Source organism: Glycomyces tarimensis (assembly GCF_054776215.1).
Genome location: NZ_BAAHCB010000006.1, coordinates 10248 through 16682, shown reverse-complemented (window position 1 = coordinate 16682; position 6435 = coordinate 10248). Strand labels below are relative to the sequence as shown.

Sequence of the window (6435 nt, the reverse complement as noted above, 5' to 3'; positions counted from 1 at the left end):
GCCCGGGCGAAGAAGCGCCGCCCGGGCGGCCTCCACAGAACGCCGGAGGTGCCGATCAGAAAGATCAGACGTTTCTTGCGGATCGCGCGAGGTCTCGGCGACACTTGCACCATGTCCCGCACCGATGATGTCGTCAACGGCATCAAGCACATGATCCTCGAGGGCGAACTCCGTCCGGGAGAGCGGCTGCCCGTGGAGAAAGAGCTCGCCGAGACCCTCGGCGTATCACGCGGTTCACTCCGCGAAGGCGTCCGCGCACTGTCCATTCTCGGTGTCCTCAACACCCGGCAAGGCGACGGCACCTATGTCACGAGCCTCGACGTCACCCGCCTGCTGGCGCCGATGGGGTTCGTGGTCGACCTGCAGGGTGAGGGACAGGTCCGACACGTGCACGCCATCCGGCGGCTCCTGGAGTGCGAGGCGGCCCGCCTTGCCGCCCCCCGGATCACCGACGAGGCGCTCGCCGAGACCAAGGCATTGCTCGACGAGGCCGAGCGCATCCTCGACAAGACGCCCGAGGAGCACGAGCGAGTGATCGAGATCGACATCGCGTTCCATCGCGTCATTGCCGCCCACACCGACAATCCGGTGCTCGTCGGCATGATCGAGGCACTGGCCAGCCGCACTGTCCGCGATCGCCTCTGGCGGAGCCTGCGCGAGGAGGGCGTCGACCGGCGTACCCACGAAGAGCACCTCGCGATCTGGCGGGCGCTGCAGGCACGTGATCCGGAATTGGCGCGGGTCCGCATGGCGAACCACTTGCTCGGAGTGGAGGAATCGCTGCGTGACCGGCCGCTCGCCGAACCGCCGACAGGTCTGGAGAGCTGACGCCGCGGTAGGCGAGCGGTGTGGTTCGCCGAGGCGGTCGCAAGGCCTCGAGCCTGTCGGGACCTTCAGGACCTTCAGGACCTGCGGCATGTGGTGACTGACGAGCATGGCCGCCATTCTGGCCCCACCTGCGCTTGTGGGGCCGGCCAGGCAGCACGACCTCCTCGACTCGGTGAACGTGCCGACAGGTGCAGAAGCGCATTCGTCGCCTCGGCAGGGTTGACCTTATATCGGAGTATCTCTATAGTTCTGTGCATCGAAAATTTCGGCCAATGTTCCGAAAATTTTCGGACGGAACCGCTCCGCGGCTGTGTCGTCGCTCCCCCCGGTACAGCTCGATGCCGCGCCGCACTCGAGCGCACGGTCCGCTGGGCCCGCCGGGCAATCGGCGGATTCCCACGATCGGCGAAGGAGTAATCGATGCCAATTTCAAGACACGGAGTCCTGGGAATGGGGGCGCTCGGAGCCACCGCCGCAGGTGCCTCCGTGCATCCCTCCGCGCATGCCCGCCCTGTCGCAGCGGCGACCGCCCCGACCGAGCCGTTCGCCATCGGCGTGCGGGAGTTCGCCTGGAGCAGGGGAGACCGCAGCCTTGTCACCCGCATCTTCTATCCGTCGATCGGCTCGCCCGGAGGCGAGCCGGTGCGCGACGCGCCGATCGCCGACGGCAGTTTCCCGGTGGTCGAGTGGAGCCACGGTCTGGGCGGCAATCCGGAGAGCTACGGCGTTCACATCCGCCCCCTGGCTCAGGCCGGATTCATCGTCCCGGCACCGGTCTTCCCCACTACCACCACCGGTGCCGAGGGCAATGTCGACGACGTATACAACGGCAATCAGTCGCTCGACGTCGCAGAAGTCATCACCCGCACCTTGGCGCTGAACGAAGGCGGCGACATGTTCGCCGGCCACATGAACACCGCGAACGGCGTCGGAGCGTCCGGACACTCCCTGGGCGGGATGACCACCCACGGGCTCCTCACCGCCTGGCCCGACGAGCGGGTCACCGCCGCGATCGCGTATGCCACCGTCGACATGGGCCATCCGGCGGTTCAAGTCACCGCCAAGGTCCTGTTCGTCCACGGCGACCAGGACCCGATCTGCGACTACGACCGAGCGCGCCAGGCCTATGCCGAGCTCCCGGCCCCGAAGTCCTTCATGACGCACACAGGACAGGGCCACGACGAGTTCATCTGGAACGGACCGACTTACGCTCAGACAGTCCACACCAGTCTCGACTGGATGCGGTGGTGCCTATACGGCGACACCGCCGCGCGCGACCGGCTTCCGGCTGACGCCTCCGGTGGCGGCATCGTCTGGGAAGCCGAACTCGACTGACCCCCGGCATCGATCCCGAACTCTACAAGACCAGCGAGGAGTCCAGTCCGCACGAGGCGCTTCGTTGCCCTGGCCGCCGAAATGCCCCGGTGCGATCGTGCGCTCAGCCCTGCACTGGGCGCTTACCCCGTGCAGGGCTGAGCGGGCAATCGCTCGGGCCGAGGACGTGAGGGGTCCCCGGCCCGTGCCCGCCTCATTCAGCGGTGCAGGTGACCGCCGGCGTCGACGCTGAACCGGTGCCGACGAATCCCCACACGCCGACCGTCTGTCCGGCCTGGATGGTGCCGTTCCACCCGACGTCGACCGCGGTGACGGTCGATCCGGATGTGGAGACGTCGGCGTTCCAGTGGCTGCTGATGCTCTGACCGCCCGGCCAGATCCAGGTGAGCGTCCAGCCGTTGATGGTCTCGCTTCCGGCGGTGATGAGGAGGTTGCCCTGCCAGCCTGAGCCCCACTCGTTGACGACATCGATCTCGGCCGAGCAGCCGGACCCGGTCGGGGGCGGGCTGGTGGTCTCGTCCGGCGGAGTGGTCTCGTCGGACGGGTCGGACTCGAACCGGTTGAAGAACTCCCAGGTCGCTCCAGGGAGCCACGAGTCGGCGCCGTCGCCCGCGGCGCCGTCCCTCGGGGCCTGGATGTGGCCTTCGTCGAACGAGGCCCATACGACCGGATGGTCCGTCGAGCATCCCGCGAACTCGGTTGTGATGTGCGTCCGGCTGCCCTGCGGAGGCGACGGCGTGGTCTGCGGCGTGCAGCCGTTGTTGGCGACGAACCTGTCGCGTTGGGAGATCCCGTCGGTGAAGTTGTCGGTGGTGCCGTGCGCCGCGAATACCGCGACCGGCTCGGTGCCGCCGCTGCATCCGCTGACGAATCCGGGGGAGCCGTAGGGCGCGATGGCGCGGAACATGTCCGGGCGAGAGCACGCGAGCGAGTAGCTCATGGCTCCGCCGTAACTGAATCCCAAGGAGAACCGCTGATCCGTGTCGACGCACAGATCGCCCTCGATGAGCGCGATCATGTCATCGACGAACGCGATGTCCTCGCCGCCGCTGTTGGCCCAGGCGTTGTCCAGGCCCTGCGGAGCGACGAAGATGGTGGAGTCGCCGGCGAGCCGCTTGAGCCCGTAGTAGGCGTAGGTGCCGGTCTGGACCGCTTGACCGGTCGCGACATCCTGAGCGGTGCCGCCCCACCAGTGGAAGCCAAAGACGAGGCGGTAGGGGCGGTTCCGGTCGTAGCCGGAGGGAATGTCGAGGATGAAGCTGCGACTCTTGCCGCCGCTCTGGATGGTGTGGGTGCCGCTGGTCATGGTGGGGGCCTGACCGCATCCGGCAGTTGCCGAGGCCTGCGCCGAGGACGGCGATGGGCCGGCGGTGGCGGCCAGCGTGCCCGCGGCGAAGACCGCGGCCAGGGCCGCCGCGACCAGCGCTATCCGCGCGCCGGTTCTCGAGGACTTCATGATGAGGCGCCTTTCGTGTTGTTGATGGCGGTTGAGCCTTGCGTCCCTGTGGTCGAAATTTTCGTGAGAGGCCCCGAAACTTAACGTACCCTAGGTATCGGTAAATGTCCATATATGCTTGACTAATCGGTTCCTCTATGTTTGTCAAGCTGGGGTGACCATGGCGGTCTGGTGTTGTTGGTCTCGTGTCATGGCTCGTCAGACGGCCTTGATCAGTTGGCGTTTCAGGCAGCGCAGTGCTTCGCGGTGGGTCTTGCCTTCATCGCGCTTGCGCAGGTAGTAGGCCCTTCCCCGGCCGGTCTTCATGCGGCAACCGGTAGTCCGGGTGGGAGAGACCGGTCAGACTGGCCAGGGTGCGCGCACCCTGGCGCGGAAAGAGCCGCGCACCCTGCTGCTTATACCGACGTGTCCTGGAGGCACCGTCCGGCCTACCGGCGCGTGGGCGCGCCAATAGGCTCCAGTGCCGCCCCTACCGCACGTTCGGGGCTTCCATAGCGATGCCTGCCAAATCCGAAGCTGGACCCCGGCCCGGTGTCAATGTCATGTTCAAGCTCGGCTTCCTTGAGACCGAAGCGCCCAACATCGCTGGGTACTCCTGCAGGTAGATGGGCATGTGTTGGCCGAGTAAGCACCCTCCTGGAAAGCGGACGATCGCCTGCTCCCAACAGGACATCCCTGTGAGGACGGGCGCGTTCGATCACTCGCTCGCATGCAAGGTGAGTTCGACCTCGACTGTCTGGCCTGCTTGGACTGTGGTGGTCTCGGTCGCGGTGGCGTCGGGTTCGAGGGTCGCGGTGATCTCGTATTCGCCTGCGCGTCGGCGTCGTTGGAAGGTGCCGTCTGATCCGGTCTGGTAGGCCAATTCTCGCGCGTCGGCTTCATCTCGGGGTCTGTCAAGCGGTTCGAATAAGACGGTGCCCAGGCAGAGGGTTGCCATCGGCGGCGGTCGTACCCCGACCGCCGCCGGCCGACCCGAGCTTCCCGGCGCAGGGGGACATGCCCGACTGCATCCCGGCATGGCTCGGCGCCTATGACCGCCCGGCCCCGAGCTGGCGGCCGGTACTCGTCCGCTGCATCCTCCAAAGCCTTGCCGAGGTCGCCGCCTTTGGGAGCTGCCTGACCCGAGCTCTCGGCTGGATCGACGGCGGCCCTGATATCCTCCGCGCCCGCGTCGCGCGGGACTTCCCGCTCACCCGACACGTGCGCTCCCCACGCACTTCCAGATAGGCCCAGCAATGACCAAGCGACAGTTCCCCCGCCCCAAGGATCTTCTTCCCCTGGTCCGGTTCAAACGCCCCGACTTCAACGCGAAGCGCCGGAGGCTGAACGCCGCACTGACCATCGCGGACCTCCGCGCCATCGCGGAGAAGCGCACCCCGCGCGCGGCGTTCGACTACACCGACGGCGCGGCCGAGGCCGAGCTGTCACTGGCGCGGGCGCGGCAGGCGTTCGCCGACATCGAGTTCCACCCCGCGATTCTGCGCGACGTCTCGAAAGTCGACACCGGCTGGGACGTGCTCGGGAAGCGCTCGGCCCTGCCGTTCGGCATCGCCCCCACCGGGTTCACGCGAATGATGCACACCGAAGGCGAGACCGCGGGCGCCGGGGCGGCCGCGGCCGCGGGGATCCCGTTCGCGCTGTCGACCATGGGCACCACCACCATCGAGGACGTCGCCGCCGTGGGCGGACCTGAAGGGCGCCAGTGGTTCCAGCTGTACATGTGGAAGGACCGCGACCGCTCCATGGCCCTAGTCGAGCGGGCCGCGGCGGCCGGGTTCGACACGCTCCTGGTCACCGTCGACGTCCCCGTCGCCGGAGCGCGACTGCGCGACAAGCGCAACGGGTTCTCGATCCCGCCGGCGATCACCGCCCGCACGTTCTTCGACATTGTGCGAAAGCCGAATTGGTGGTTCGACATGCTTACCACCGAGCCCCTCGCGTTCGCCTCGCTCTCGCGCTGGTCGGGGACCGTGGCCGAACTGCTCGACACCATGTTCGACCCCTCCGTCGACTACAAGGACCTCGCCTGGATCCAGGAGCAGTGGCCCGGGAAGCTCGTCGTCAAGGGCGTCCAGACCGTGGCCGACGCGAAGCGCTGCGCGGACCTCGGCGTCGACGCCGTGACCCTTTCCAACCACGGCGGCCGCCAGCTCGACCGCGCCCCCGTCCCCTTCCGCCTGCTTCCCCAGGTAGTCAAGGAGGTCGGGCAGGACATCGAGGTCCACCTCGACACCGGCATCATGTCCGGCGCGGACATCGTCGCCTCGGTCGCCCTCGGCGCGCGATTCACCATGATCGGCCGCGCCTACCTCTACGGGCTCATGGCCGGGGGACGCCAAGGCGTCGAACGCACCATCGCCATCCTCCGCGAGGAGGTCGAGCGGACGATGAAGCTCCTCGGCGTCGCGAGCCTCGACGAACTCGAACCAGGCCACGTCACCCAAATACGGTGAGGCTGTGGTGGGATGGTTGTCATGGTCGGACAGGAACAGCCAGGCAAGCCGCGGCTCACAGTGGTCGGATCCGCCGAGTCCGCGAAGAGCCAGGGCTGGCAGCCGGTGCTCGACGGCAGCCCGGCGAGCCAGGCCCATGTTCCGCCGACGAATCGACCCCACCAGGGACTTCCCGCTTGCCCGACACCTCGATCCCACAAGCGAAGAAGTTAAACCTCGAGCCCGATCGAGCTGGTCCGTCCCGATCGGCGGGTGGGCCCGCACCGGTGGCGTGACAGGAGCGATGTACGCGGACCACTGCAAGAACGAGCTGGTATTCCAACCGCCCGCCATTGCATCGAAGACGGCGCTGCCCGGCATCGG

General features: G+C 67.4%; 5 protein-coding genes. 3 read left to right on the top strand and 2 right to left on the bottom strand.

Going from position 1 to position 6435, the window contains the following annotated elements:
• Positions 1-111: 111 nt before the first annotated feature.
• Together ACYVK3_RS09235 and ACYVK3_RS09230 are read left to right on the top strand one after the other, a co-directional pair.
• Positions 112-828 carry a FadR/GntR family transcriptional regulator gene (locus ACYVK3_RS09235; RefSeq protein WP_460497009.1) on the top strand — a complete coding sequence of 239 codons (717 nt, stop codon included), beginning with the start codon at positions 112-114 and terminating at the stop codon, positions 826-828.
• A gap of 420 nt (positions 829-1248) precedes the next feature.
• A complete protein-coding gene (locus ACYVK3_RS09230) occupies positions 1249-2163 on the top strand; it encodes an alpha/beta hydrolase family protein (protein WP_460497008.1) in 915 nt (304 codons plus the stop codon).
• Between the two features lie 193 nt (positions 2164-2356).
• Here ACYVK3_RS09230 and ACYVK3_RS09225 read toward each other — a convergent pair whose 3' ends face one another.
• On the bottom strand, positions 2357-3619 hold the full coding sequence (locus tag ACYVK3_RS09225) for a CE1 family esterase (protein ID WP_460497007.1): 1263 nt from the start codon (positions 3617-3619) through the stop codon (positions 2357-2359).
• A 697-nt stretch (positions 3620-4316) separates the two neighbouring features.
• Entirely contained in the window at positions 4317-4481 is a 165-nt protein-coding gene (locus ACYVK3_RS09220) for a hypothetical protein (protein ID WP_460497006.1), read from the bottom strand.
• 373 nt (positions 4482-4854) lie between these two features.
• Between ACYVK3_RS09220 and ACYVK3_RS09215 the strand changes: the two genes are divergently transcribed.
• Complete coding sequence (locus ACYVK3_RS09215; RefSeq protein WP_460497005.1) at positions 4855-6072, top strand: alpha-hydroxy acid oxidase; 1218 nt, start codon at positions 4855-4857, stop codon at positions 6070-6072.
• The last annotated feature ends 363 nt before the right edge of the window (positions 6073-6435 follow it).